Below are 23,080 nucleotides of genomic sequence, written 5' to 3'. Positions count from 1 at the left end.
GATCACATCAGGAATTCGGTCGATCGATTCTGCCGCTTCGGGTCGGATGAAAGCTTCTCCGTCGGGGGCTTTCCAAGGTCGACCGGGAAGACGCGGAGCGTCGAAGACGGCATTCCCACAGGGACCGTGGGAACGAGAAATCCATTGTTGTGAAGTTATGGGTAGTAAGTGGCGGAGACCGCGGGGATGAGAAATTTAACGATCATGACTTGAGGGAAATGGGTCGAAAATCTCGACAAATCGAGGCCCCTGGTATCCGTCGCGATCGACGTGGTCGAGGAACATGGCCAGGGGGCGGACGAAGTAGCCGCGATCGGGGAGGGCCTCGTAGACGACGAGGGGCTCGTCGGTCTCGGAGTGTTTGGCTTCGAAGAGGACGCGGTAGAGTCCGCCCTTGAAGTGGCGGTAGGTCCGGCCGGGGTGGGCCGTTCGGTCGGGCACGGGGCTCCTCCGGAAATCGACGAGGGGGCGAGGCGTTTGGCTGTCGGGCCGGGGATTACTCGCCGAGTTGCTTGCGAAGGGCCAGGGCTTCGGGGTGCTCGGGGTCTTCTTTGAGGATGGTGTCGAGGGTGGCCTTGGCGGCGTCGCGCTGCTGGTTTTCGGACTGGGCCTTGGCGAGGCGGACCTTGAGGTCGTTGGGCTTCTTGATCTTGAGCTCGAGGGCGGTCTGGTATTCCTCGATGGCCTTGGGGTACTGCTTGCGGCCGGCGAGGGCGTCGGCGAGGAAGGCGTGGTTGGCGGGGTCGTAGACGTTGACATAGAGGCATTCCATGGCCCACTTCTCGGCCTGCTCGGGCTGGTTGGCGGCGAGGTGGCGCTCGGCCAGGGCCTTGCGGACGTCGAGGTCGTCGGCGTCGTTGTCGGCGATCATGGCGAGGTCGGCCAGGAACTTGGCGTTGTCCTTCTTGCGGAGGTGGACGCGGGCGAGGCCGGCGATCCACTTGGTGTTCACCGGGTCGTCCTTGCGGGCGAGCTCGTAGAGCCGCTCGGCTTCGTCCAGTTTGCCGGCCTTCAACTGGAGCTCGGCGAGGAGGTCGACGACTCGCTCGTTGGGCTTCTCGGGGTCGAGTGCCGGCTCGATGATGGCGAGGGCAGCCTCGGAGTCGCCGAGGACCCGGTTCAGGATCTGCGCCTTCACGTAGCTCGCCAGGGGGTGGTGGGGCTTGAGCTTCAGGGCCTTGTCGGCGAGGGGGCGGGCGTCCTTGTAGGCGCGGCGGGCGAAGTGCTCGTAGGCCATCTTCGCGTTCAGGTCGGGGTCGTCGGGCTTCTCCTTGAGCATCCGCTCGAGCTGCGAGAACTTGACCGGCTTCTCCTCGCTGACGCGGGTGCGGATGGTCTTGATCACCTCGTCGAGGTAGGCGAGGTAGCCGGTCTCGAAGTCGGGCTTGGCGACGTGGAAGCAGGCGTCGATCGCCCGGTCGGTGGTCAGCCCACGCCGGTAGGCGGCGAGCATCTTGATCAGGGCGTCGGGGCCGAACCGCTTGAGCATGTACCGGGCGTAGAGTTGGGCCTGGCAGTAGGCCATCTGGCGGTCGTCAGCCTCCTTGGGGCGGATGAACCCGAGGTTGATCGTGTCGAGGTTCAGCAGGCCGTTCCTGGAGGGGACTCGCGCCAGCAGGAGCTTGTTCCACTCCTGCGGACGAGGGAAGTCCTCGCTCTCGACGGCGAGGGCCTCGGTGTACCAGTGGGGGATGTTGAACTCGGTCTGCTGCAAGGTGATGACGTGGACGATCTCGTGTTTAAGCACGCGAGCCCAGTTGAACGGCTTGTTGGTGGCCCGGGGGCTGGCGAGCGCGACGACCTTGCCGGTGCAGGCGCCGACGGTCGGGATGAACGGCAGGCCGATGGTCCGGCCGCTGAACCACTGGTGGTTCTTGAGGATCTCGACTTTGGTCAATGACGGCGGGCTGTAGCCGAACCGCGAGGTCAGCTCGCCGTGGATCGACTCGAGGTAGCGGCCCATGTACTTGCCGAGGAGTTGGTCTTGCGCCGGGTCGACCAGGACGCTGTAGTGCTCGGTCTCGATGGGCCGATAGGTGGCCATGTGCTTGAGCACTTTCATCATGTTGTCGGCGCGGACGTTGAACGGGTCGGCGGCGAAGGCGGCATTGAAGAGGTCGCGGGCCTCGGTCTCGCGGCCGATCTGCATGTAGAGCATGCCGAGCCCGATCGGGGCGTCGGCACGCTTGGGGTCGGCGGTCATGGCGAGGAGGAAGGCCCGCTCGGCCGCGTGGTACTTCCGGCGGTCGGAGAGGCGTTCGGCCAGGGCGGCGTAGAAGGTGGCCGGGCGGGGGTTGCTGGCCAGGGCGATCGCCTCGGCGGCCGTCGCCCCGACGGGGTCGACCAGGAGCCGGCACGACGCCGCTAGTCTCGCGAGCGCGTCCTCGTCGCGAGGGTTCTCGGCGACGGCCTTCTTCGAGGCGGTCAGGGCGTCGGCGAAGCGCTCGTCGGAGATGTTCAGGTCGGCGAGGAGGACCTGGGCGGGGGCGTACGTCGGGTTGATCTCCAGGGCCCGCTCGGCCTTCGTCCGCCCCGGGGCGAGCTTGTACCCCTGGAGGTCGGCCTGGCCGAGGGTGACGAGGACCTCGGCGGCCCTCGGGTTGATCTGGAGGGCCCGCGTCAGCTCCTTGATCGCCGAGGCTTCGTTGGTCCCTGAGAGGAACAGCCGTCCCTCGAGCCAGGGGGCTTGCCAGCAGTGTGGGTCGGCCCGGAGGGCCCCTTCGTAGATCTCGTTGATGACGTCGTTGAGCGAGTCGCTCAACTCGTCGCCCCGGGCCAGGGCCCGGTAGTAGCGTTCGGAGGCCTGCCCGACGATGAGGAGGGCCTCGGCGTCCTTGGTGATCGCGGCGTTCTGGTCGTTGTAGCGGTCGACGAACCACTTCCAGGCCTGGACGGCCTTGTCGTGCTCCCCCTTGGCCTCGAGCAGGCGGGCCTCGACCCAGCGCGCCGGGATGTGGTCGGGGGAGGTTTTGAGGGCCCGTCGTGCGAAGTCCTCGGCGTCTTTCCAGTCCCCCTTCGCGAATCGGAGGTCGGCGAGCTTGGCCGCAAGGTCGGCGTTCTCGGGCTGTGCGTCGAGGGCCTTGCGGAGTCCCTCGACGGCCTTCACCCCCTCGCCCTGGCTCGCGAGTGCGTCGGCCAGGCCGAGGGCGGCGCGGGTCCGGGAGGGGGCGTCGAGCGCATCGGCCCCTTTGAGGACCGACTCGTAGGCCTCTTGCGCCTCGGCGTATCGGCCGTTCTGCCAGAGCCTTCGGGCCTCGTCGAGCGGGGAGGCGCCCGGGGCCAGGGTCACGAGCCAGCCGATCAAAATCGCGCGAAACATACCCACCTCCTGTTTTCCCCACGCTAACATAGGTGGTATAGGAATTGAACCACCGAGGCGCGGGCAAAGTCGTGGGTTCCGGACGAGGTCGAGCGATGTCCAACAGCGGCCCCCAGTATCGTTTGGTGGTGTTCGAGTCGGTGGACGACCCGCAGGGGGTCCGCGACCTCTTCTGCAAGGTGACGGGGATCCACCCGACCGACGCGATGCAGTGGATTGCCAAGGTGCCGGGCACCTGGCCGAAGCCCCTGTCCGAGGCCGAGACGCGGACGCTGCTCGACGGGCTGTATGAGTTCGGTGTGGCGGCCGAGGCGTGGCGGCTCGACCAGTTCCCCGACATCGTCCCCCCACGCAACGTCCACGACGCCGCCTGCGAGGCCGAGGGGTTCCGCGTCAAGGGGCTCCGGGGCGAGCCGACCCACTGGGCCCCCTGGGACCGGATCGAGCTCGTCTGCGCCGGCAAGATCGACACCGAGGACGAGTTCCGCGGGATCAAGCCGCCGACCTGGACCTCGGCCTTGACGATGGGCCTCCAGGCCCTGTCGCTCCGCCCCTCGAAGCTCCCCGCTCGACAGGGACGGGCCATGCGGATCCCCCGCGACGCCGTCGGCGAGGTGATCATCGTCCGACGCGACCCACGCGTCGCCTTCCGGGTCGTCGAGAACCGGATGAACTACGCCTATCTCGGCAATCGCCTGAGCACGTCGGCCGCCGAGAATTTCCCCGTCCTCGTCGCCGACCTTTGCGCCAGGGCCGTCGATGCCTACATCGCCCCCTCCACCCGGTCGCTCCTCGAGCGCCGAGAAACCGGCGAGTACCTCTTCGCCAGCTCGCAGGCGCTGCTGGATTATTCGACCCACCGCCTGCTCTGGAGCTGGTATCGCCGCGACCGGGATGCGGGACGGTCGACCTCATCTTGATGTCAACCTGATCGGGAACGTGTCCCCGTAATCGTCCGGCGATTGACTCTTTTCGACGGACACGTTTATCTTGAAGCGATTGCTGGGAACGTGCGGCTCCGCCACGTGAACCAAAGCCACGGGGGTCGATTCGAAGTCATGTCCCGAGACAAGGAACTTAAGGCGTTCGCGGCGCTGGCGATCTTCGTCATCGGCGGCCTGATGGCCTGGAGCGCCGACAAAGGGCCGGACGGGACTCCCACGGCCGTCCTCGAGCGAGTCGCACCTCGGATCCATGAAGAAGATTCGCTCGACCCGGATATGGGGCCGGGCGAGGCTGGCGACCGGGACCGCACCGGATTGGCCCGAGGGCCGTCGAAGACTCGCGGCACCGAGGCCGACACACCATCGTCGGCCACGTCCAAACCCCGGGAGCGCGAGGTCGAGGCCGGCGATGGCCGGCCGAAGGCCCGCGAGAAGGCGAAGACACGGGCCTCTGCCCCGGTCTATTCGACCGCCGAGCTCTCGCCCAGGGTCGCCGCGAAGGTCGACGCGATCCTGGACTATCTCCGCGAGAACGACGAGCCGATGCGCGGCTATGTCGGGGGGCGGACGTACGAGAACCGGTCGCGTGACCTACCCTTGAGAGGGGCGGACGGAATTTCGATCCGCTACCGAGAGTGGGACGTCAACCCGAAGGTCCGGGGCCAGAACCGGGGCGCGGAGCGCCTCGTCACGGGCTCGGACGGGAGCGCGTACTACACCAAGGACCACTACCGAACCTTCCTGCGAGTCCGCTGAAACCGATGGACCTCGAGCGTCTGCTCCGCCCCGACAGCCCCTGGATGCACCGGCTCACGACGAGCGAGTCGGACCTCTGCGACCTCGCCACATCCCTCGAGCGCCCCGGCCCTCCCCGCGTGGTGGCCCGGGTGATCCGGGGGACCAAGGCGCGGACGACCCCCGCCCTGTTCGACGAGGTTGCCGCGGCGCTCCAGTTCCCCTTCTATTTCGGCGAAAACTGGGACGCGTTCGATGAGTGCATCCACGACCTCGACTGGCTGTCCGCCGACGTCGTCCTCCTCCTCATCGCCAACGCCGAGGCTCTCCTCGACCAGGAGCCTTCCGAGGACCTAGGAATCTTCCTGAAAATCCTCGAAGACGCGGCCCAGGAACCAGTCCGCGGCGAGGGCTGGCTCTCGAAGCCTCCGCACCGACTCCGGGTCCTCGTCCACTGCACGGCGACGCACCAGTCGACCCTCTCGCGACGACTCCAGGCGATCGGGGGCTCCTGAGTCGAAACCGAGATGATCGCGGGGCGGTTCCCTCGAGCGAGACCTTGTGATCAACGTATGCATTGTTGATGCTGTTCGGCGCGGCTGGCCGGCCTGGCCAGCGGCGAGGGAACCGCTCTGCCCCTGGGGCTTTGCGGAATTGACAGGCCCGTCGCGGACACACTAGAGTCTTGGGGGTATCCCGAAGGGGCCCGCTCGCCCAATCACTCGCCCGTCACCATGTTGCGAGACGCCTTGGCGTTCGGGGCCGGCGGGGCGGCCCGCTCGGGCGTGAGGCTGACTTCGAGGAGCTCAAGGATGGCTGATTTCCTCAAGGGGTGCTGGCGGGGGATAGCGGCCCTCGCGATCGCGACGACAGCCCTGGGGGCGGAGGCCCCGACGTCGTTGCGCGAGTCGGCCCGGCCGACCGAGGCGACGCGGGTGCGCATCGCCTTGAAAGCCCAAGGGCAGTACCAGCCGGCCCCGCCACCCGGCGCCTCGCCCAAGGCCGAGAAGCCGAAGCCCCTCTCCCTGAAGGTCGAGACGCGGTTCGACTTCGCCGAGCGGGTCGTCAAGGTCGACGAGGATGGCCGGGCGTCCCGGGCGGTCCGCCAGGTGGTCCAGGCGGCCTCGGCGATCAACGGGGAGATCCGCCCGACGGGAGCGGTGCTCCGGCCCGAGGTCATGCGGCTCGTCGCCGAGCCGAGGGGCAAGGGCGTCTTCGTGTTCAGCCCGGGCGGGCCGCTCACCCGAGGCGAGCTCGAGCTCGTGCAAGGACCCGGCGACCCCTTGACCCTCGCGGCCCTCCTGCCCCTCAAACGGGTCACGAAGGGGAGCACCTGGCGCGTCGGCGACGAGGCCGCGAGGGCCCTGAGCGCCTACGATGCCCTCGCCGTCAACCTGCTCGAGGCGACCTTAGAGTCGATCGATGAGGCCTCGGCCAAGGTCCGGCTCGAGGGCGAGATCCGGGGCGCGGCGCTCGGCGGCGAGGGGAGCATGACTTGCAAGGGGACGTTCACGTTCGACCGCAAGGCCGGCCGAATCTCCTCGCTGACCCTCGATCGCCAGGAGGCTCGCAAGCCCGGTCCGGTCGAGGCGGGTTTGGACATGAAGAGCACCCTGACCGTGACCCGCGACCCGGTCGCCATGCCGGACGCTCTCACGGACAAGGCCCTGGCCGGTGTCGCGACCGACCCCGACCCTTCGCTCGAGCTCCTTGTGTTGATCTCGCCGAACGGCAAGTACACCGTGCGGCACGACCGGGACTGGCATACCTACTGGGATGACAGCCGGCAGACGGTCTTGAAACGCCTCGACCAGGGGGCCGTCGTGGCCCAGTGCAACCTCGCGCTTGGGCCGAACGCGGGGAAAGGCCGGCACCAGGACCTCGAACAGTTCCGCTCCGACCTCCGCCGCGCGCTCGGGAAGCGGTTCTCGGAATTCGTCGGCGTCGGCGAGGTCGACGGCGACCCGGCGGGGGGCTTCCGATACAAGGTGGGGGCCCGGGGCCACGAGGGCGAGCTCGGGGTGATCTGGGACTATTACCTTGTGGCCAGCCCCGAGGGAGACCAGTTGCTCGCCACGTTCACCCTGACCGAAGACCAGGCCAAGGCCTTCGGCGACCAGGATCTTCGCGTGATCGGCTCGCTGCGCTGGAAGGACGCCGACGCGACGTCCCCGAAGCCTTGACCTTGAGCCCTCGCCAAATCCCCCTAGACCTCAGCCGCGCATCCAGGAGGCGTACGAACATGTGGCGGGACCGAATCCGGGTCGTGACGTTCGGTGTGGGGCTCACGTTGGCCTTGGGGGGCAGCCCGACCCCCGCCGGGGCCCAGGGTCCTGCCGAGGCGAAGGCCGAAGGGCCCCAGTCTCCCGGGACCGACCTCGCCATGCGGTTCCAGTTCGTCGAGCGTTACGGGACCGACGACCTGACGAAGCCCGAGGCCATCGGCCAGTATCGCGTGGCCATCCGCGACACGATCAAGGTCCGGACCGAGCGGCCTCAGGGGGCGCCCGAACAGAGCGAGTTCTCGGCCCAAACGATCTACGCCGAGCGCGCGGCGAAGATCGGGGGCGGCGGCGTGGTCCAGGCCGCGATCCGGAGTTACGAGGCCCTCCGCCTGAATCCCGACCCCATGCCCAAACGCAAGGGCAACCGCCCGCTCGAGGGGCTGACCCTCTGGTATCAGTCGAATCCCGACGGAGACCCCCGGATCCTGAGCCTTACCGAGGGGCGGGGGCTGAGGGAGGAAGAGGCGACCTACACGAGTCGTCACGTCTTCATGCCCAACCTGGTCGCGGTCTTGCCGATGCTCCCGATCCGGATCGGCGACCGATGGAGCCTGTCGAGGCCGGCCGCTCGGGCGCTCCTGGGCGAGGTCGGGAATCGGGGCACCTCGCTCGTGGCGCAGCTCGAGGGGATCCACCAGGCGGCCAAGGGGACCGACTGGGAGGCGATCATGACCATCAACGGCCATGCGACCCTCTCGGTGGGCGACACCGGCGTGAACGCCCGGATCGTCTTCACCTTCGCCCCGCCGGCCCCGCCCGCCGAAGGGGAAGAGGTCAAGCCCCGCGACGCCGGCAAGCCCCAGCTCGCCCTCGGGGCGATCACCGAGCTCCGGATGGCGACCTCGGTGGCGACCCCCCTGCCCGAGAGCCAGGGCCGCTTCAAGAAGTACACCACGAGGGAGGTGTTCCTCGCCCGCCAACTCGCCCCCTCGGCTGCCCCGCTCGCGATCCCCGACACCCCGCCGACGCCCACCGAGGAGAACTCGTGGCTAACCTACGACGACCCCCAAGGGGCCTTCCACTTCCGCCACCCGCAAGACCTCCGGCTCGGCCCGCAAACTAACGACGATATGGTCGAGCTGCTCAGGAACCGGTCGGCGGCCGGCCCCGATCGGGTCGTCCTCCTCCGACAGCACCGCACCGGCGACACCGTCGCCGACAAGCAGAATCGCAACCCCGACTTCCTCGCCAAGACCATCGAGGAACGTTGGAAGTCCTACGACATCCTCCGAGGGCCCGCCGGCTGGCTCCCCGACGCCGATTGGGCCCCGTCCAAGATGAAGGTCTACCGGATGAGCCTGGCGCTCCGCGGCGCCGGCGCCGCCTCCAAGCGCGACGCTCGCATCCACGACGACAACTATCTCGTCCTGTTCGGCCGTGACGACAGCATCGTCGTCGAGAGCTCCACCATCCAGGACCCCCCCTCCCCCTTCCGCGCCGAGGTCGAGGCCATCATCAAGACCGTCCAGCTCGGCCCCATCACGACCAAGCCCAGCGCGAACGCCCCTCGCCGATGAGGGGCCTGGAATCCGCGTGTGACGCAAGGTAAATGTCTCTTACTCGGGTATCGCAAGATCATCGCGAATGCCTGGACGATCCGAGGATGTTTCGTCAATAAATTATGTTGAATTGTTGGTTTTTTGCCTCCGCGTAACGATGTCCGGCCGCTTGGGAGCCGCTTCGGCCCGCTGGGAGCGGAAGCCGTCCCTCGGCCGGCCCTTTCATCGCCCGACGGGTGAGGAGGCGCTGGCGAACTTGCCGGCCGTGGTCGGGGGAGGCGGGGCCGGTTTCGGGGCGCCGAGCTGGTGGAGGGTCAGGAGGGCGTAGCTGGTCACGATGACCGGGGAACGGCTGTTGGGGTCGGGGGATTCGGCGGGGTTGGTCCAGCTCACGTCCGGGTTCTGGCGGTCGGTCAGCCGGCGAGCTCGGCTCGCCAGTCGTGGGCGAGGCCCCGACGATCTTGGATGTGGTCGTAACCGAGGGCGGGGGGGACCCTGGGTTTGGTTGGCTCGGGGAGTCAGTCGGTGTCGTAACTGAGGACCTCGCCGCCGGCGATGGTGCTGACGCCCCACCATCGTTCCGGTTCGATGCGGTCGGTGATGAAGCGGACCGAGCCATCCATGAGTCCGAGATTCACGCCCCCCGGATGGAAGGAACTGGCCCCGACGCAGACCGTGGAATACTCGACGGGTTGGGTCTCGCCCTTGAACATGCACGCGTTCTGGTTTGGCGTCATGATGTGGGAGTAGCCTCCCCCCTGGGCGGCGTAGTCCGTGCCCCAGATCTGGCCCTTGTGGTCGAAGTCGGCAAGCGTCCGGCTCGACTGGCAGGCGTTCCGGAAGGTGGCGAGGGGGACGATGACGTCCTTGGCCGGCGCCGGCATGGGCATCCGGTAGACCTGGTTCGGGCCGCTGGACGTGGTCCCGTTCCGGCCTCGGACCATCTCGGACCAGAGGGCCGTGTTGGAGATCCCGTCGGTGACGTCCGCGAAGCTGACGGTGGTCGCGAGGCCCGCAACGCTCGCCACATTCGCGGCACCCATGAAGTAGGCCGGGCCGTCGAACCGCCCGCCGCGGTTGGTCGGGGTCGTGCCGAGGTTGTTGGGGTAGCTCGTGTAGCCGATCTGACGCTGGCCGGCGCCGGTCACCTCCTGCATCCCGCACGGCACGTTGCCGTCCGACGGACAAAGGAAGGTGGCAATGATCGTGGTCAGGTTCGTCGCGTTCGTCGTCGCTTCCTGAAAGAACGACATGTTGATCGAATGATAGAGGGCGGCCTGCTCCAGGAAGGGTAGGATTCGGACCTTCATGCTGAAGTTGTTCGAGCCGACCCCTCCCGTCGAGGCTGCGGGGGGTAACGACTGATAAACGTCGTGATAGCCCTGGACCCCGAGCCCGAGCTGCTTGAGGTTGTTGACGCACTGCACGCGCCTCGACGCCTCGCGCGCCGACTGGACGGCGGGCAACAGCAAGCCGAGCAACAGCCCGATGATCGCGATGACGACCATCAGCTCGATCAACGTGAACGCACGCGAGGACGTCCGGATCGGGGGGGATGTCGTCATCGTCGGCTCCTCGAACAGCGTGAGCGGACAACCTTGCTTCGGAGAAGCAATCGAATATTATGACAATTGTAGGATGAGGGGCTGTGTTCGTCAATCCGGGGAGGATTCACCGCAAAAGCACAAGGGGTATAAATAGTAACGAGAAAGCAGTTGATTTTTAATTATTTTTGAATTCCTCTTTGTGCCCTTCGTGCCTTTGTGGTGAATCCTCCCCCGTATCCCTGGAGACACGTCGGGATTACCCGTCTGTTCGAGCGGCGAGCGAGGCGGCAACCTCGCCCGCGAGCCGTGCGTTGGCGACGATCAGGGATCGGTTGGCGATCAGGGCGCGGCCGCCGGTGGCCTGGCGGATCCGACCGAGGAGGAAGGGGGTGACCGCCTTGCCGGTGATGCTTTGGGCGCGGGCGTCCTCGAGTGCGACATCGATGGCGGTTTGCATGAGTTCGGGGTCGAGGGCGACGGGATCGGGGACGGGCTGGGCGAGGACGATCGCGCCGGGGAGCTTGAGGTTTCGGTGGGCCTGGACGAGGGAGGCGGCCTCGTCGGGGGAGTCGACGCGTGCTTCGAGGGGGAGGCCGCACGACCGGGTCAGGAACGCGGGCATCTCGTCGGTCCGGTATCCGACGACGGGCACGCCGCGGGTTTCCAGGGCGTCGAGGGTCGCGGGGATGTCGAGGATCGACTTGACGCCGGAGCAGACCACGAGGGCCCCGTCGGCTCGGGCGAGCTCGTCGAGGTCATTCGAGATGTCGAAGGTCGTGGCCGCGTCGCGGTGGACGCCCCCCAGGCCGCCGGTCGCCATCACGCCGATCCCCCGGCTCCGGGCGATCCAGAGCGTCGCCGAGACGGTCGTGGCGGCGTCGATCCTACGCGCGACGGCCATCCCCAGGTCGCGGCGCCCGGCTTTGAGGAAGTTCCCTTCGTGAGCCAGGCGCTCGAGCTCCGAGGCCGAGAGGCCGATGCGGATCCGGCCGTCGAGCACGGCGATCGTCGCGGGGGTCGCCCCTCCGAGGCGGACGGCGTCTTCGGACTCTCGGGCCGTCTCCAGGTTGTCGGGCCAGGGCAACCCTTGCGCCACGAGGGTCGACTCCAGGGCGACCACCGCGTCTCCGCGGGCCAGGGCGTCGCCAACGTCCGGGGCGATCTCATAGAAGGGTCCCATCGTTCTGACCTCGGGAGTTCGGCGGATTTTCGATCCATGCGAGAGGGACGACATCGTCGGATGCGACGGTTTTGCCGTCAAGAAATCGTCGCCTGGAGGGGGATTTTGCGAGGGGAAGTGGCACTTTTGACGCCGAAGGTCGTACATGATCGCGTATAATGCGGCGAAGGCTTCGCGCGGGGACCCGACGATCTGGACAATGCGAGTAATCCTGGATGTCCTTCAAGGCCCTCGCCAGGGCCGCACGTTCGTCTTCGACCGGCACGACACGTTCATCGTGGGGCGGTCGCGCTTCGTCCATTGTCCGATGCCCGAGGACTCGGCGCTTTCTCGCGATCATTTCCTGATCGAGATCAACCCGCCCCGTTGCGAGATCCGCGACCTCGGCAGCACGAACGGGACGTACGTCAACGAGCGGCGGATCGACCGGGCCCGACTCAATTCGGGCGACCGGATCGCGGCCGGGCAGAGCATCTTCCGGGTCCGGGTGGAGGCGTCGGCCAACAACGCCTCGGACGAGACGGCGGAGCGCCGGACGGAGACGATCCAGGTCGTCCCCGTCGCGACGATCAAGTGTTCGAGCTGCGGGATGCTCGCGCCTGCGGGGATCGACATCGTCTGCGGCACGAACCCCGAGGTCGGCGAGCCGGTCGACTGGCTCTGCGATCTCTGCAAGTCCGAGGCGACCTCGCTTCCGCAGCCGGTCCCCCACTACACGACGCTCCGCGAGCTCGGCCGGGGGGCGATGGGGGTCGTGTATCAGGCCCGGCACAACCAGACGGGGAAGATGGTCGCGCTCAAGCTGATCGTCCCCGAATCGGCCGCCGCGCGCTCGGCGGTCGAGCGGTTCCTCCGCGAGATGTCGGTCATCAGCCAGTTGAAGCACCCGAACATCGTGGAGTGGCTCGAGCAAGGGATGACCCGAGGGCAGTTCTGGTTCGCCATGGAGTACGTCGCCGGCTCGAACCTGGAGGCGCTCGCGAACGCCGAGCCGGGTCGCTACCCGATCAACCAGGCGTGCCGGATGGTCTGCCAGATCCTCAAGGGGCTCGAGCAGGCGCACCGGATGGGCTTCGTCCACCGCGATATCAAGCCCGAGAACATCCTGATCGGTCGGCACCGCGGCGGCCTGGTCGCCAAGATCTCCGACTTCGGGCTCGCCAAGAGCTTCCGAGGGCTCGGGCTGTCGGGCCTGACCTTCTCGGGGGAGATGCGGGGGACGGTCCCGTTCATGCCCCCGGAGCAGATGCTCGACTTCAAGACGGTGCTCCCCTCGGGCGACCTGTACGCGACCGCGGCGACGCTCTATTTCTTGCTCACGAGTCAATTCATCTACGACCAGGTGGCCGACGGCGGCGACCTGATCCGGACGCTCCTGGAAGAGCCCCCCGTGCCGGTCCAGAGCCGCCGAGCCGACATCCCCAACGGCCTCGCCGCCGTCCTCAAGAAGTGCCTGGCCCGTGACCCGAACGACCGATACCCGACCGCCCTGGCGATGCGACAGGCGTTGCGGCCCTTTTGCTAGAGCGAATCACACTTGGGTCGCACCCCTCAGGCGATTCCCGAAGGGGCTCTTACAAGCCCGAAGCGCCAGCGAGTGAATCCTCTTCAATTTCTGCGAGAGGGATTCACTCGCTGGCGCTTCGGGCTTGTATTATCGACGGGCGCAAATCGAGTGCTCACCGCTCCAGCGAGCGGCTCAACGCGACGACGACCGGAGGCCGGTTAGGGCGGGGATCCAGGTCGAGAAGATCGCGCCGATGAAGAAGTACCCCAAGAGGCTTATCGCAAGCGGCTCGTTCTTCCACGGGCTGGCATTGCCGAGCAGGACGAGGCTCAGGGCGGGGAGGCCCAGGAGCGCGATCACGGCGGTGCAGGCGGCCATGATCTGTCGCGGTCGACCCTCGTCTTGCTGGAAGGTCACGGCGAGCGGCATGAGCAGGACGCCGAAATAGCCCATACCTACGGAAGCCTGGGGTGCTCGGAAGATGAGGTAGGCGACGAAGCAGAACACGGCGACCCCGAAGCAAGCGCCGATCCAATTCGACTCGACGCGTTGCTCTCGCGAGAGGGCCAGCCTGCCGAACTTGTTGAATCGAAGGAGCAGGTTGAACAGGGGGCTCGAGAGCCAGGTCAGGATCAGGAAGGCGAAGAGTAGGGCCGAGAGCGGGATCAAGATCGGCGCCAGCTTGGGATTGTCCCGTGCGATCCCGTTCAGCAGCCTCCGTCCAAAGACGAAGCCGAAGACGAAGACCCACTGCGCCGTCTGGCCTTGCCTTCCCATCCAGAGGAAGAAGCGGAGCATGATCCGGTAGACGAGGTGCCGGGCCTTGAGGGACTCGACGATGCCGACCCTCGCCCATTCGAGCTCGGGGTCGAGCCGGAGCGCCTCGCGGAAGTGTTCGAGTGCCAGGGTGTGGTTGCCCTGGTGCAAGAGGGCCCAGCCCTGGTTGGCGTGGGTCAGGGCGTTCTCGGGGTCGTCGGCGAGGGCCGAGCCGAGGGCCTGGGCCGCCTCGTCCTTGCGACCGAGCTGGACCAGGGCCATGGCGCGGAGGTTGATGCAGCCGTTGTTCTCGGGGTCGAGGGCCAGGCCTTGCTCGGCGGCCTCGAGCGCCTCGGTCCAGTTCCGGCGCTGGAAGGCGATGTTGGAGAGCTGGCCGAAGTAACCGGCCTCGTCGGGGTCGAGCTGGATCGCCTCGCGCGTGGCGGCTTCCGCCTCCTTGTACCGGTCGAGGTCGCAGAGGACGCGCCCGCGGACGTAGTGGTTGAATCCCTGGTCGGCCCCGAGCCGGATGGCCTCGTCGGCCTCCTTCAGGGCCTCGGCTTTCCGATCGCGCTCCGTCAGGCAGAGCGCGAGGAAGGCGTGCGCCAGCGGGTTGTCGGGGTCCTCGGCCAACTCCCGGCGGAATTCGCGGTCGGCGAGGTCGTAGCGGTTCTGGCTGTAGAGGAGATACCCTCGCTCGAAAGCTGTGCTCATCCGAGTTTCAGGTGCTTCAGGATCTCGTCGTAGATCCCGCCTTGGTTGGAGTAGAGGGCGTAGTTGCGGGCGGTCGAGAACCACTCCCGGGTGGAGGGCTTGACCGTCGACGCGGCGGCGAGCAGGTCCTTGGTCGTCAAGGGTCGAGGCACGCCGGCCTTCATGGCCTCGCGGAGCTTGGCCTCGACCGCGAGGTCGACGACCGCCTTGAGGTCGGCCCCCGAGAGCTGGTCGGTCTTCTTCGCGAGCTGCTCGTAGTCGATGTCTTGCACGGGCTTCCCTCGGCAGAGGAGCCGGAGGATCGCCGCGCGAGCGGGGGCGTCCGGGGGCGGGACGAAGAGGATGCGATCGAACCGGCCCGGCCGCCGGAAGGCGGAGTCGAGGTGCCAGGGGGCGTTGGTCGCGGCCAGGATGAGGACCCCGTCGTTCCTCGCGCCGATGCCGTCGAGCTCGGCCAGGAACTGGTTGATCAGTTGCCGGCCGCCGCTGGCCTTCATATCGGACCGGCTCGCCGCCAGGGCGTCGACCTCGTCGAAGAAGAGGACGCAGGGGGTGTTCTGCCTCGCCTGCTCGAACAGGGCGTGCAGGTTCCGCTCGCTGTTGCCGATCCACATCTCCAGCACGTCGTCGATGCCGACGGCGAGGAACCCGGCGTTGATCTCGCCGGCCGTGGCGCGGGCGAGGTAGGTCTTGCCGCATCCCGGGGGCCCGTAGAGGAGGATGCCGCCGCCGATCGCCTTGCCATACGCCCGATAGAGCTCGGGGTGGTTCAGCGGATGGATGATCTTCATCCGGATCTCGTCCTTGAGCGGCTCCATGCCGCCGACGTCGGCGAAGCCGAGTTCCGGACGCTCGATCTCGGCCGAAGGCCCGTCGCCGGGGGTGTCCCAGGACGCGCGTACGCGGCCTTCGGCCACCTCGCTCGTCTCGGGGTCGAACTCCCCTTGCGGCTCCTCGGCCGTGCGGATCCCCAGCCGGTCGGCCAGCTCGGAATCGACCGCCGAGGGGTCGGCCTCGATCCCTCGGTGGTACTGCTTCACGGCCTCGCGGACGTCTCCCGCGTGGAAGAGCAGCCGGGCGTAGAGGACGTTGGCGCGTCCCGGGGCGTCGGGTCGTCGGGCGACATCCTCGAGGATGACGACCGCCAGGGTGCTCTTCCCCTGGTGGAGGAAGGCGCCGGCCAGCCCGACCTTCAGCCCGACGTCGTCGGGCGCCAGCGCGAGGGCTTCGCGGAACTCGGCCTCGGCCAGGTCGGCGCGACCCAGCCCGAGCAAGCTCTCGGCCAGGTGCCGTCGCAGGGGGATGTTTTCCGGAGAGAGGCGCACCGCCTCCCGCAGGGTCTCGAGGGCGCGATCACCGGACACCGCGGTCTCCTGGGTTGCGGGAGGAGCATCGATGGCTGCAGGGGGCTTTACCGTAACGGAAGGAGAGTTTGGGCGTCAAGGCGGCCCGCGCCATCGAGCCAGGATTGCAAACACGTTTCTTGTGTCGCGGAAAGTGATCTCTCCGGCCCCATCCGTTTCTCCCACCACCTTCCTCGCTCCGACCTCAATCACTCCGCCTGACAGAGACGTTTATGGCCGGCGGCTATCGGGCTGGTCGACAGTGTCTGTTCGGCCGTCCATAGCGTGCCGCGAAAGCCCATGTCTGGGACCGGCCCCTTTCGTTCCGAGGCTCCCGGCTCGAGACCGAAGGTGGATGTTGCGACAACCGCGACCCCCGGCGAGGCCACTCCGCCCTGCCCTCCCCGAACGCCCCAGGATATCGAGTCGAGCTCGGCTTTGGTCTGGTGCTTTTTCTTCTTAATTTGACCTACACTTCATCGGATGCCTCTAAGGTCAAGGGCCGAGATCTGTCCCGGCCAGATCAGCGGACGTTGGTAGGGGCGAGCCCTTGCACGGTGGCATGTCGAACGAACGGCCGGGGTAGCACCTTGCAACCAGGGGTCCCGATGGTGATCGCGGGTTATCGGATCCTCAATCGGATCGGTTCGACCCCCGAGTGGGACCTCTTTCGCGCGGCGCATCCGGACGACCCGACCCCGCTCCTTCTGAAAGTGGCCTCGGACGCCGGCCCCGCTCGGGTCGCCCGGTTCCGGCGGGAGTACGCGGACCTGCGCTCGCTGGACATCCCCGGGGTCCTCGCCCCGTCGGGGTTCGTGGAAGGGCCTTCGGGGCCTGTCATGGTGTTCGAGGATTTCCCGGGTGTGACCCTCGAGTCGCTCGAAGGCCAAGGGCCCCTGGGCTTCCTCACCGGCTTGCGGGTCGCCTCCGACCTGGCGGGTGCGCTCGCCGGGATCCACGCGGCGCGCCGGGTCCACAACGATCTCCGGCCCGCCAATATCCTCGTCGCGCCGGGGGAGGTTCGCGCCTGCCTGATCGACATGAGCCAGGCCCTCGAGGAGGAGGAGGCTTCGCGCGGGGGGCCGGTCCAGGATTGGGCGTACCTGTCGCCCGAGCGGGCCTCGCGGACGGGTCGGCGGGTCGACGGCCGGTCCGACCTGTACCTCCTGGGGATGGTGCTCTACCAGATGCTGTCGGGCGACCTCCCGTACCGGGCGGGCGACCCGCTCGAGTGGGTCCATTGCCACGTCGCCCAGCCCCCTCGCCCGCTCTCGGAGGCGGCCCCGGCCGTCCCCCCGATCCTCGCCGAGCTCGTCATGAGGCTCCTGGCCAAGGACCCCGAGGACCGTTACCAGGGGGCCCTGGGGCTCCGGTTCGACCTCGAACGCTGCCGGGTGTCCTGGGAGGACTCCGGGGCGATCCCGCCGTTCACGCTCGGCACTCGCGATGTCTCCGATCGGCTCCGCGAGCCGGGTCATCTCTATGCGAGGCAGCGGGAGTCCCGGGAGCTGCTCGACGCGTACGAGCGGATGACGCGCACCGGCCGCCCCGTTCTGGCGCTCGTGTCGGGGTATTCGGGCATCGGCAAGTCGTCGCTGGTCCGAGGGTGGCAAGAGTCGATCGCCCGCCTCCCGGGTTCGTTCATCGCGGGCAAGTTCGACCAGTATCGCGGCGAGATCCCGTACGCGACGATCGCCGAGGCGTTCCGCGGCCTGGTCCAGCAGGTCGTCTCCGGCTCGGAAGAGGACGTCGCGCTCTGGTCCGGCCGGCTGGCCGAGGCCCTGGGCGGACACGGTCAGGTCATCGTCGATATCATCCCCCAGGTCGAATGGATCATCGGCAAGCCGCCGACGGTGCCGGAACTCCCCCCTTTGGAGGCGAGGAACCGCTTCAACCGGGCGTTCGACCAGTTCGTCGGGGTCTTCGCCCGACCGGGGTGCCCACTGGTGCTGTTCCTCGACGACTTGCAGTGGGCCGATGCTGCGACGCTCTCGCTGATCGAGCACCTGATTGTTCGCGACGGGCCGCGCCACCTCATGTTGGTGGGGACCTACCGCGACAACGAAGTCGGACTCGGGCATCCCCTCCGGGCGTTGCGAGACGCGATCGGCGAAGCGGCCACCGTCCTCGAGGTGACGCTACGCCCACTCGATGGCGATTCACTACGTCGGCTCGTGGCCGACACCCTGGGCTGCGGGCCGACGTCCGCCGAGCCCTTGGCGGCCTTGATCCTTCAGAAGACCGAGGGAAACCCATTTTTCGTCAATCAGTTCTTGCAGACGTTACGACGTGATGGTCTGCTCACGTTCGACCCGCAATGCGGCTGGCGGTGGGAGGTCGAGCGGATCCGGGCGGCGAACGTGACCGACAATGTCGTCGAGCTGATGGTCGGGCGGATCAACCGGTTGGCCCTGCCGACTCGCGAGGCGTTGAAGGTGGCGGCCTGCCTGGGGAATGCCTTCAACCTGGAGACCCTGGCGTTGATCTCCGGGCGGCCGGCCGAGGAGACCGCCGAGTCGCTCCGCCCGGCGCTCCGCGAAGGATTGTTGCTCGCGTCCGTCCCGGTCGGTGCCTCAGGTCGCGGCTTCGGCGAGGGAGGCCCGGCGCCATCGAGCCCCTGGGATGAACCGGGGGGCGACGAAGCCGGGACCCTCGGGTGGCTCCACGACCGGGTCCAGCAGGCGGCCTACTCGCTCATCGCCCCGGAGGATTTGCCCCACCTCCACCTCATGATCGGCCGCAACCTGCGCAACGGGACGCCCGCCGACCAACTCGGCGAACGGCTGTTCGACGTCGTCAACCACCTGAACGCCGGCGTCGGCCTGATCGCGGACAACGCCGAGCGGGTCGCCACCGCCGAGCTCAATCTCGCGGCCGGTCGGAGGGCCAAGGATTCCGCGGCCTATCAATCGGCGGCCGACTACCTCTCGGCTGCTCAGGAGCTCTTGTCCCCGGAAGGTTGGCGGACGGACTACGAGCTGGCCTACGCGATCGGCCTCGAGCGGGCCCGTTGCCTGTGGATGTGCGCCCGGTTCGAGGAGGCCGTCGGACTGATCGCCCTGTTGTCGACGCACGCGAAAGGGCCCGTCCATCGGGCCGAAGCCTACCGGATCCAGGTCGAGCTCGAGACCAATCGGGGCGACTACGGGAAGGCCGTGGGCATCGCCCTGGCGGCATGCTCGGAGCTCTTCGGGGTCGACCTCCCCGCGGGGTCGAGCCTCGATGCCCTCCGCGAAGCCGCGTGGCAGACCTGGGAAGAGCTGGGGGGACAACCCATCGAGGAGCTTGCACGGCTCCCCGTGATGGCCGACCCGGTCCACCGGTCGGCGGTCGCCCTGCTCTCCGCCGCCCTCCCCTCGGCCTATTATGATGACCCGAATCTGCACGACCTGCTCTGCTGTCGGATCGTCGCCTTGGGCCTGCGGCACGGCAACACCGATCAATCCTCGCACGGGTACGTGACCTTCGGTGCCACCCTCGGCAGGCTCTTCGGGCGTTGGGACCTCGCCCGACGGTTCGGCTCGCTGGCGAGGGAGCTGGTCGATTCTCGAGGCTTCTCCAGGGGGAAGGCCAGCGCTTACTACACGGCAGGGGTGTTCATCAACGGCCTGATCGAGCCGATCCGCGATGTCCTGCCGCTCGTCCAAACGGCCATCGACGCGGCCATCGAATACGGCGATCTGAACCACGCATGCTTCGGCGCCGAGGCGATGGTGATGTTCCGGCTCTTCGCGGGCGATCCACTCGACCGAGTGGCCGAGGAGGCGGAGCGTCAACTTCTGCTCACGCGACGTTCCCGGCACGAGGCCATGCACCGTTCGGTCCTCGAGATGGATCGGCTGATCCGGCGGCTCCGCGGGGTCGGGCCCGGGATTTGCACGATCAAAGAGTCGGCATCTCATGGGAGCTGGGCTGAGCCGGGACCACGGGGAGCAGAGGCGAGTGGTCGCCCTCCTCTGGTGGCTTTCAGCTATCAAACCTTGGTCCGATTCATGGCGGGAGACTTCGAACAGGCCGCCGCCGCCTCGCTCGACGCGGATCGCCTCGGCGCGATCGGCATCGATCTCCTCCAGGCTGAGCATTGCTTTTATGCGGCCATGTCGGTCGCGGCGGCCTTCGACCGCCTGCCGACAGACCAACGAGAGGACGCCCTCGAGCGGCTCCTCGGCTATCAGGAACGGTATCGAGAGTGGGAGACGCATGGGCCCGAGAATTTCGCGTCTCGATCCGCGTTGATCTCCGCGGAGATCGCGCGAATCCAGGGGCGAGAGATCGACGCGATCCGGCTGTACGAGCGGGCGGTCGTGTCGGCGAGGGGCCAGGGGTTCGCGAACATCGAGGGGATTGCGAACGAACGCGCCGCGGAGTTCCACGAGGCCCTGGGACTCGGGACCGCCGCCGATGCCTATCGTCAACACGCCCGGGCCTGCTACGCACGTTGGGGGGCCGTTGAGAAGGTGGCCCAACTCGACGCTCGCTACCCTCGGTTCGTCGATCCGACGTCCGAGGTCCGCTCCGCGGCCATCGGGGCCGGCTTCGAGCATCTCGACCTGCTGGCCGTCTTCAAGGCTTCCCAGGCGATCTCCGGCCGGATCGTGCTCGACGAGTTGATCGACACGATGCTTCGCAACGTGATTGAGTGTGCCGGGGCGCAGACCGGAGGCCTGATGCTCCTGCGCGACGGAGAGCCCGTGCTGACGGCCAGTGCCGAACAGGCCGAGCGGGAGGTGGTTGTCCGGATCGATCGGAAGGGGCAACCGGCTCGTTCCCTGCTGCCGGCGTCGATCCTGAACTACGTCCGGCGCACTCGAGAGCGGGTCATCCTCGCCGATGCCGGGGCCCCGAACCCGTTCTTCGGCGACGACCCCGCCGACCGACAAGTCCGGCCGAAGTCGGTCCTATGCCTGCCGATCGTCCGCCAAGCCAAGTTGTTGGGCCTCCTCTATCTCGAGAACAACCTGGTGGTGAATGCTTTCACGCCCGGACGGTTGGCGGTCCTGGACGTCCTGGCGACCCAGGCCGCGATCTCGCTGGAAAGTGCCCGCGTCTACGCCGAGCTCCAGGAAGAGAATCGCGAGAGAAAACGTGTCGAGGAGTCGCTCCGGGCCAGCGAGGCCCAATCCCGGGCGTTCTTCGAGTCGGCCGCGGTGGGCATCGGCCAGTCGGAACCGTCGACCGGCCGGATCCTCCGCGCCAACGACCGCCTCTGCGCGATCACCGGCTACTCACGCGACGAACTGTTGAGCATGTCGTTCCGCGAGATCACCCACCCGGAGGATCGCGAGCGCGATTTCGAGGGGTTCCAGAGGATGGTCCGGGGGGAGACGTCCGAATACCACATCGAGAAGCGCTACGTCCGCAAGGACGGTTCGATCACCTGGGTGAACGTCAGCGTCACCCTCGTCCGCGACGAGTCGGGGCAGCCGGTACGTTCGGTCGGCGTCGTGCTCGATGTGGCCGATCGCAAGCAGGCCGAGGCCGCACTCCACCGCCTGAACTCGCAGCTCGAAGAGCGGGTCACCCAGCGCACTCGGCAAGTCGAGGCGGCCAACCAGGAGCTCGCCCGTGCGAAAGAAGTGGCCGAGGCGGCGAGCCGGGCTAAGAGCGAGTTTCTCGCGAATATGAGCCACGAGGTCCGCACGCCCATGAACGGGATCATGGGCATGACGGAGCTCACCCTCGAGACCGAGCTCACTCGCGAGCAGCGCGAGTACCTGGACCTGGTCAAGTCGTCGGCACACTCGCTCCTCATCGTCATCAACGACATCCTCGACTTCTCGAAGATCGAGGCGGGGAAGATGCAGCTCGACGCCGTCGAGTTCGACCTCCGCGAGACCCTGGGGGCGGCCCTGAAGCTGCAAGCCCACCGCGCCTACGAACGAGGACTGGAGCTGGCCTGCCGGATCCGGCCCGAGGTCCCCGACGTGGTGGTGGGCGACCCCAACCGGATCCTCCAGGTCGTGACGAACCTGGTCGGCAACGCCGTCAAGTTCACCGAGCGTGGGGAGGTGCTCCTCGACGTCGCGCTCGAGGATGGATTCGCCGGCGAGATGACGCTCCACGTCACCGTGCGCGACACGGGGATCGGGATCCCGGCGGACAAGCAACGGGCCATCTTCGACGCGTTCACCCAGGCCGATAGCTCGACGACCCGCCGATTCGGGGGGACGGGGCTGGGCCTGACGATCTCCGCCCACCTCGTCCGGCTGATGGGGGGGCGGATCTGGGTGGAGAGCCAGGTTGGCCGGGGGAGCCGCTTCCACTTTACGGCGAAGCTCGGCGAGGCTGAGGTCTCCTCGGCGAGCACCGAGCCGGCCTGGCCTTCGTCGATCCGAGGACTCCCCGTCCTCCTGGTGGTCGAGAACGAGAGCAACCGGGTGCTCCTCGCGGAGATCCTGAGCCATTGGGGCATGCGGCAGTCGGTGGCCCCGGGGGGGGCCCAGGCGCTCTCGACCTTGAGTCTGGCCGCCGAGCAGCGCCGGCCTTTCGCGGTGGCGATCGTCGACGGCTCATTGCCGGGTGTCAACGGCCGCGAACTCGCCGCGCGGATCCGTAGCGAACGCTCGCTCGCCGAGACCGGATTGATCCTACTTACCCCAGCCGGGGGCAGCGACACCCTCCGAGGCCGGCTGCCCGGCGTCGGATTCCTCCAGAAGCCCGTCATGAGGTCGGACCTTCGCGAGGCCCTCCGGGTCGCCCTTCGGTTGCCGAACGGGTCGCCGCCCGCCCCGAAAGGGCCCGCCCGCCGATCGTCGGGAGGGTCGCGGGGCTTGCGGATCTTGCTGGCCGAGGATAGCCCCGTCAACCAGAAGGTCGTGGTCCGGCTCCTCCAACAGCACGGCTACCTCGTGACCGTCGCCAACGACGGCGCCGAGGCGGTGGGCCGCGTCGCCGAGCAGCCCTTCGACCTGGTGCTCATGGATGTCCACATGCCTCGGATGAACGGCTTCGAAGCGACCGCCGCGATCCGCGCGATGGACCGCGAGGCCGGGAGGCACACACCGATCGTCGCATTGACGGCCGACGCCATGAAAGGCGACCGCGAACTCTGCCTCGAGGCGGGGATGGACGGTTACGTCTCCAAGCCGATCCAGCGCGAAGACCTCTTCCGCGTGATCGCGGGACTCTGCTCCGAGTCCCGCGTTTGACCCATCTCCGTTGCGAGCGAAGCCGGACCAAGGTCCGCCGGGGCGACGATGCCCTCGGCGGCGAGGGCCCGCCTCAAAAATCCTCGCGTCCCGCGGAAAGAAT

Annotated in this window: 14 protein-coding genes; 7 read left to right on the top strand and 7 right to left on the bottom strand. The window is 67.6% G+C overall.

Annotation, left to right across the window (positions count from 1 at the left end):
• Nucleotides 1–195 precede the first annotated feature (195 nt).
• Nucleotides 196–441 carry a DUF1653 domain-containing protein gene (locus tag ACYOEI_RS18740; RefSeq protein WP_462851073.1) on the bottom strand — a complete coding sequence of 82 codons (246 nt, stop codon included), beginning with the start codon at nt 439–441 and terminating at the stop codon, nt 196–198.
• A 55-nt stretch (nt 442–496) separates the two neighbouring features.
• The gene (locus ACYOEI_RS18735; RefSeq protein ID WP_462851072.1) at nt 497–3,319 is read right to left on the bottom strand and encodes a tetratricopeptide repeat protein; all 2,823 of its coding nucleotides are present in this window, start codon (nt 3,317–3,319) and stop codon (nt 497–499) included.
• Between the two features lie 95 nt (nt 3,320–3,414).
• Between ACYOEI_RS18735 and ACYOEI_RS18730 the strand changes: the two genes are divergently transcribed.
• The 5 genes from ACYOEI_RS18730 (at nt 3,415) to ACYOEI_RS18710 (ending at nt 8,800) form a co-directional block, all read left to right on the top strand.
• Nucleotides 3,415–4,239, top strand: a complete 825-nt coding sequence (locus ACYOEI_RS18730) for a hypothetical protein (RefSeq protein ID WP_462851071.1) — start codon at nt 3,415–3,417, stop codon at nt 4,237–4,239.
• Nucleotides 4,240–4,377: 138 nt separating this feature from the next.
• Entirely contained in the window at nt 4,378–5,019 is a 642-nt protein-coding gene (locus tag ACYOEI_RS18725) for a ribonuclease domain-containing protein (RefSeq protein ID WP_462851070.1), read from the top strand.
• Between the two features lie 5 nt (nt 5,020–5,024).
• Nucleotides 5,025–5,513, top strand: a complete 489-nt coding sequence (locus tag ACYOEI_RS18720; RefSeq protein ID WP_462851069.1) for a barstar family protein — start codon at nt 5,025–5,027, stop codon at nt 5,511–5,513.
• 297 nt (nt 5,514–5,810) lie between these two features.
• Nucleotides 5,811–7,181 (top strand): hypothetical protein, encoded by a 1,371-nt coding sequence (locus ACYOEI_RS18715; protein ID WP_462851068.1) that lies wholly within the window; start codon nt 5,811–5,813, stop codon nt 7,179–7,181.
• 59 nt (nt 7,182–7,240) lie between these two features.
• Nucleotides 7,241–8,800: a hypothetical protein gene (locus tag ACYOEI_RS18710; protein ID WP_462851067.1), complete on the top strand. Its 1,560-nt coding sequence runs from the start codon at nt 7,241–7,243 to the stop codon at nt 8,798–8,800.
• 204 nt (nt 8,801–9,004) lie between these two features.
• On the opposite strand, the gene ACYOEI_RS18705 is transcribed toward ACYOEI_RS18710, so the two are convergent.
• The 3 genes from ACYOEI_RS18705 to ACYOEI_RS18695 form a co-directional block, all read right to left on the bottom strand.
• Nucleotides 9,005–9,175, bottom strand: a complete 171-nt coding sequence (locus ACYOEI_RS18705) for a hypothetical protein (protein WP_462851066.1) — start codon at nt 9,173–9,175, stop codon at nt 9,005–9,007.
• A gap of 125 nt (nt 9,176–9,300) precedes the next feature.
• The gene (locus ACYOEI_RS18700; RefSeq protein ID WP_462851065.1) at nt 9,301–10,347 is read right to left on the bottom strand and encodes a DUF1559 family PulG-like putative transporter; all 1,047 of its coding nucleotides are present in this window, start codon (nt 10,345–10,347) and stop codon (nt 9,301–9,303) included.
• 238 nt (nt 10,348–10,585) lie between these two features.
• Nucleotides 10,586–11,509 (bottom strand): pseudouridine-5'-phosphate glycosidase, encoded by a 924-nt coding sequence (locus ACYOEI_RS18695; protein WP_462851064.1) that lies wholly within the window; start codon nt 11,507–11,509, stop codon nt 10,586–10,588.
• A gap of 199 nt (nt 11,510–11,708) precedes the next feature.
• Between ACYOEI_RS18695 and ACYOEI_RS18690 the strand changes: the two genes are divergently transcribed.
• Nucleotides 11,709–13,034: a protein kinase domain-containing protein gene (locus tag ACYOEI_RS18690; protein WP_462851063.1), complete on the top strand. Its 1,326-nt coding sequence runs from the start codon at nt 11,709–11,711 to the stop codon at nt 13,032–13,034.
• 174 nt (nt 13,035–13,208) lie between these two features.
• Here the strand turns inward: ACYOEI_RS18690 and ACYOEI_RS18685 are convergent, their stop codons facing one another.
• A complete protein-coding gene (locus ACYOEI_RS18685) occupies nt 13,209–14,486 on the bottom strand; it encodes a tetratricopeptide repeat protein (protein ID WP_462851062.1) in 1,278 nt (425 codons plus the stop codon).
• Entirely contained in the window at nt 14,483–15,850 is a 1,368-nt protein-coding gene (locus ACYOEI_RS18680) for an AAA family ATPase (protein WP_462851061.1), read from the bottom strand. Before ACYOEI_RS18680 ends, ACYOEI_RS18685 begins: the two co-directional genes overlap by 4 nt.
• Nucleotides 15,851–16,386: 536 nt before the next feature.
• On the opposite strand from ACYOEI_RS18680, the gene ACYOEI_RS18675 reads away from it, so the two are divergent.
• Nucleotides 16,387–22,977, top strand: a complete 6,591-nt coding sequence (locus ACYOEI_RS18675; RefSeq protein ID WP_462851060.1) for a response regulator — start codon at nt 16,387–16,389, stop codon at nt 22,975–22,977.
• Nucleotides 22,978–23,080 lie beyond the last annotated feature (103 nt).

This window comes from Singulisphaera rosea (genome assembly GCF_054877945.1).
The sequence above is the reverse complement of the archived record's forward strand: the minus strand, read 5'-3'. Positions and strand labels throughout refer to the sequence as shown.

What these genes read in the sequence shown, in the direction of transcription:
- ACYOEI_RS18735 (WP_462851072.1), bottom strand. Translation starts at nt 3,319, where the DNA reads ATGTTTCGCGCGATTTTGATCGGCTGGCTCGTGACCCTGGCCCCGGGC.
- ACYOEI_RS18730 (WP_462851071.1), top strand. Translation starts at nt 3,415, where the DNA reads ATGTCCAACAGCGGCCCCCAGTATCGTTTGGTGGTGTTCGAGTCGGTG.
- ACYOEI_RS18725 (WP_462851070.1), top strand. Translation starts at nt 4,378, where the DNA reads ATGTCCCGAGACAAGGAACTTAAGGCGTTCGCGGCGCTGGCGATCTTC.
- ACYOEI_RS18720 (WP_462851069.1), top strand. Translation starts at nt 5,025, where the DNA reads ATGGACCTCGAGCGTCTGCTCCGCCCCGACAGCCCCTGGATGCACCGG.
- ACYOEI_RS18715 (WP_462851068.1), top strand. Translation starts at nt 5,811, where the DNA reads ATGGCTGATTTCCTCAAGGGGTGCTGGCGGGGGATAGCGGCCCTCGCG.
- ACYOEI_RS18710 (WP_462851067.1), top strand. Translation starts at nt 7,241, where the DNA reads ATGTGGCGGGACCGAATCCGGGTCGTGACGTTCGGTGTGGGGCTCACG.
- ACYOEI_RS18700 (WP_462851065.1), bottom strand. Translation starts at nt 10,347, where the DNA reads ATGACGACATCCCCCCCGATCCGGACGTCCTCGCGTGCGTTCACGTTG.
- ACYOEI_RS18695 (WP_462851064.1), bottom strand. Translation starts at nt 11,509, where the DNA reads ATGGGACCCTTCTATGAGATCGCCCCGGACGTTGGCGACGCCCTGGCC.
- ACYOEI_RS18690 (WP_462851063.1), top strand. Translation starts at nt 11,709, where the DNA reads ATGCGAGTAATCCTGGATGTCCTTCAAGGCCCTCGCCAGGGCCGCACG.
- ACYOEI_RS18685 (WP_462851062.1), bottom strand. Translation starts at nt 14,486, where the DNA reads ATGAGCACAGCTTTCGAGCGAGGGTATCTCCTCTACAGCCAGAACCGC.